The organism is Kaistella sp. (assembly GCF_049588135.1).
Taxonomy (GTDB): domain Bacteria; phylum Bacteroidota; class Bacteroidia; order Flavobacteriales; family Weeksellaceae; genus Kaistella.
The window spans coordinates 1-3,625 of the sequence record NZ_JBAVFG010000172.1; the positions used below are offsets into that span (position 1 = coordinate 1).

Below are 3,625 nucleotides of genomic sequence, written 5' to 3' on the forward strand. Positions count from 1 at the left end.
GCGTAGCTTTCTTTCAATTTTACCGATTGTTTTGCCCAAAGCAAAGCTTTTTCTAAAGCAATTTTATCGGTCGCATTTTCAAAAAAGTTCCATGAAATAGAATTCAATTCTTCTGAACTAAATTGCGACGAACTTCCATCACCATAATATTCCATCGCTAATTTTTGATAAGAAGTTTTATCTTTTGAAGCGGCGGCGGCTCTCATTTTAGATTTCAATAACAATGGTTTTACTTCTTCTTCCGACATTGTTTTTCTTGCTTCTGAAGTATATTTATTCTCATCAAAAACTTTGTTTGTTTTATCATAAGCATTATTAAATAGTGTGTTTAGGTGAAGGATTTCAAGCATTTTTTGATATCTTTCTTCAGACATCATTTTTACTAATTCATCTTTACGTGAAATCAATTCTTGGTAAAGCGGTGAATTAGAGTCTTTCGTTAATATTAAGTTAATAAGATTTGAGAAATCTTCTTGCGTTAAAGGTTCTGATTTTTTAACAGCAAAATATTTTGTAGCAGCTTTCACTGCCAAATCGGTGTCAGCAAACATAAATACGGTGATGAAGTTTTTCAAAAATTCAGGATCTTGATCGCCATTTTCAAATCTCTTTTTTAGGGCTCCCATTTGTTTTGCAGGATCTATCGCATCTTTTCCGACATTAATGAAATCTTCGGCTTCATAATAAGAAGTCACTCGGTGAATTAATTCTCCGTCGCCATTAATGAAAAGATAAGTGGGATAAGCCATTACTTTATACTTTTTTGCGATATCGATTCCTTCGCCTTTTTCCATATCAATTTTTGAATTGATGAAATTGGCATTGTAAAATTCGCCAACAGGAGCTTGTGGAAAAACGTTTTTCGCCATCAGTTTGCACGGTCCGCACCAAGTGGTGAAAGCATCTACAAAGAGTAATTTGTTTTCTTTCTTAGCAGTTGCCAGAAGATCTTTGAAGGATTTGTTTTCCTCGAATTTCATTCCTTGTCCAAACGAAATTAAGCTAAAAAGCAGAAGTACGAGTAATGCTGTTTTTTTCATTTTCTTTAAATTTATTAGAGAGCTAAAATAATGTATTCTGTATAAAAAAGGATTGTAATTGTGTTTATTTTTCAACTTTCACATCAATATTAATCGCGGGACTTACTAAAGGAACTTTTTTCCATTCCCCTAAATAATTTCTGTAAATGGTCTTATTCCCCATTAATGCACCACTCATATAAAAAGCACCTTCGAAACGATTCAGCAACTGAATGCCGATATAGAAATCATTATTTACCCAGATGTTGTTTTTAGAGACATCGTAACTATAAGTGTTATCAACGATTTTATCTGAAGTAATTTCGTCGTGTAAATCTTCAGTAAGAATTGAATTGAGATTTTTATCATAAACGGTAAACCTTATAAAGACAGGTTTGTCAGTTTTGAAATTTGAAATATTGATGTTGATTTTTTCAATTTTTGCCTTTTTATTGGTTTTAAAAAGCATGGCAACTTCTTTTGAAAGATCTTCTTCACTTTTTGAAGGAATATGACCGATCTGTATACTTTGGGTTTTCGTGTTGATTCCCCAGTTTTTTCTAATATATTTTTTAGGATTAATGATTACTTCCTGAATATCTTTTACTTTTTCAGTCAGGAAAATGAGGTGTTGCTTTTCCTTTAAAAATTGGTCGATTGTACTTGCATATTTTTCAAAACCACCAACTTCAATTTTTAAAGTTTTATTTAGGTCGATGTTGGTTAAATCAATTTTAAAATGGCCGTTTTCATCGGCGATTGTTCCGGTATTTTCGTTTTCGATTCCAATTTTCGCATAAGGAATGGGTTGCTTATCTTCTTTAGATAAAATGGTTCCCGAGACAATTTGAGCGTTCATTAAAAATCCCCAAAAGAGAATAAAAAGTAAAGATGCTTTTTTCATAAATTAATTTTGGCAAATATTCTAAAATTATCTTTAGGATTGTGCTAAAGAATTGTTAAAGTCGGTGACTTTAACTAAATTTTAGAAATTAAAAGTACTCTCTTTTGATTAAAAACAAAGCGCAAAAAAGTCTTTTATCTCTCATCTAAAAATCTCTCATCTAATTTCCGTACTTTTGCACCTTTCAAAAATCACTCATTCCTATATATAATGAATTACATTTCAGCCGAAAACCTTACGAAATCTTACGGAGTAAAAACACTTTTCCGGGATATTACTTTCCATATTAATGAAGGCGATAAAATTGCCATCGTTGCCAAAAACGGTTCTGGGAAATCTACTTTGCTCAAAATTTTGATGGGAAAAGAAATCGCCGATTCGGGAACAGTTAACATTAACAAAGATATTCAGGTCGTTTTATTTGATCAGGAAATCGATTTTGAAGGCGAATTGAATGTGGAAGAATTTATGATGACTTTGGATTCTGCGCCGATTATGGCATTGAAAAATTACCATCACGCTTTGATTTCTGAAAATCCGGATGATATGGATAAAGCGCTGAATGAAATGGAAATTCACGAAGCCTGGGATTTGGAAAATGAAATGAGCCAAATTCTCAGTCAGCTGAAAATTACCGATTTAACTTCGAAAATGAAAACCCTTTCTGGTGGTCAAATTAAAAGAGTTGCGTTGGCAAAATTGTTGGTAGAAACCCGTGCGCAACATCGACATACTTTGTTGATTATGGATGAGCCGACCAATCACCTCGATGTGGATATGGTGGAATGGCTGGAGAATTATCTGTCAAAAGCGATGGTGACTTTACTTCTGGTAACTCACGACCGATATTTCTTGGATGCGGTTTGTGATATTATTTGGGAAATCGAAGATTTTAATATGTACGTTCACAACGGAAGTTACGGCACTTATTTGGAGAATAAAATCATTCGTGAAGACAATATGAATTCTACGATTGATAAAGCGCAAAACCTTTACAGAAAGGAATTGGAGTGGATGCGCCGTCAACCAAAAGCGAGAACCACGAAATCTAAATCACGCCAAAGCGATTTTTACGAAACTGAAAAAGTGGCAAAAACCGATACCCGAAAAGAAAAACTGGAACTCGATTTTGAAATGAAACGTCTTGGATCAAAAATTTTAGAATTACATGATATCAGCAAAAGTTTCGGTGATAAATTATTATTAAAAGATTTCTCTTATCAGTTTCAACGTGGTGAAAAAGTTGGAATCGTTGGGAAAAACGGTGCCGGAAAATCAACGCTTTTAAATATTATTCAAGGTTTGGAACCTTATGATTCAGGTTCAATTGAAACCGGAGAAACTATTAAATTTGGTTACTTTTCTCAGAAAGGTTTAAAGTATAAAGAAGATCAAAGAGTGATCGACTTTATTAAAGATATATCAGAAAATTTCCCGTTGGCAAACGGACGGACGATTTCTGCCTCGCAGTTTTTACGTTTGTTTTTATTTGACGACCAAACGCAGTATTCGCCGATTTCTAAATTGTCGGGTGGTGAAAAACGACGTCTGCATTTGATGTATGTTCTCTATCAAAACCCGAACTTCTTGATTTTCGATGAGCCGACCAATGATTTGGATTTACCAACTCTGACGGTTTTAGAAAATTTCCTTCTTCAGTTTCAGGGAAGTCTGATTATCGTTTCTCACGATAGATATTTCA

The 3,625-nt window shown here is 33.7% G+C and carries 3 protein-coding genes; 1 reads left to right on the forward strand and 2 read right to left on the reverse strand.

Features of this window, described 5'->3' with window-relative positions:
- On the reverse strand, positions 1-1,040 hold a 1,040-nt coding region (locus WBY99_RS09520; protein WP_423976096.1), incomplete at its 3' end, for a thioredoxin family protein.
- Positions 1,041-1,104: 64 nt separating this feature from the next.
- Positions 1,105-1,923, reverse strand: a complete 819-nt coding sequence (locus tag WBY99_RS09525; protein ID WP_423976097.1) for a carboxypeptidase-like regulatory domain-containing protein — start codon at positions 1,921-1,923, stop codon at positions 1,105-1,107.
- A gap of 210 nt (positions 1,924-2,133) precedes the next feature.
- Here WBY99_RS09525 and WBY99_RS09530 point away from each other — a divergent pair.
- The coding region (locus WBY99_RS09530; protein WP_423976098.1) for an ABC-F family ATP-binding cassette domain-containing protein at positions 2,134-3,625 on the forward strand (1,492 nt) is incomplete at its 3' end.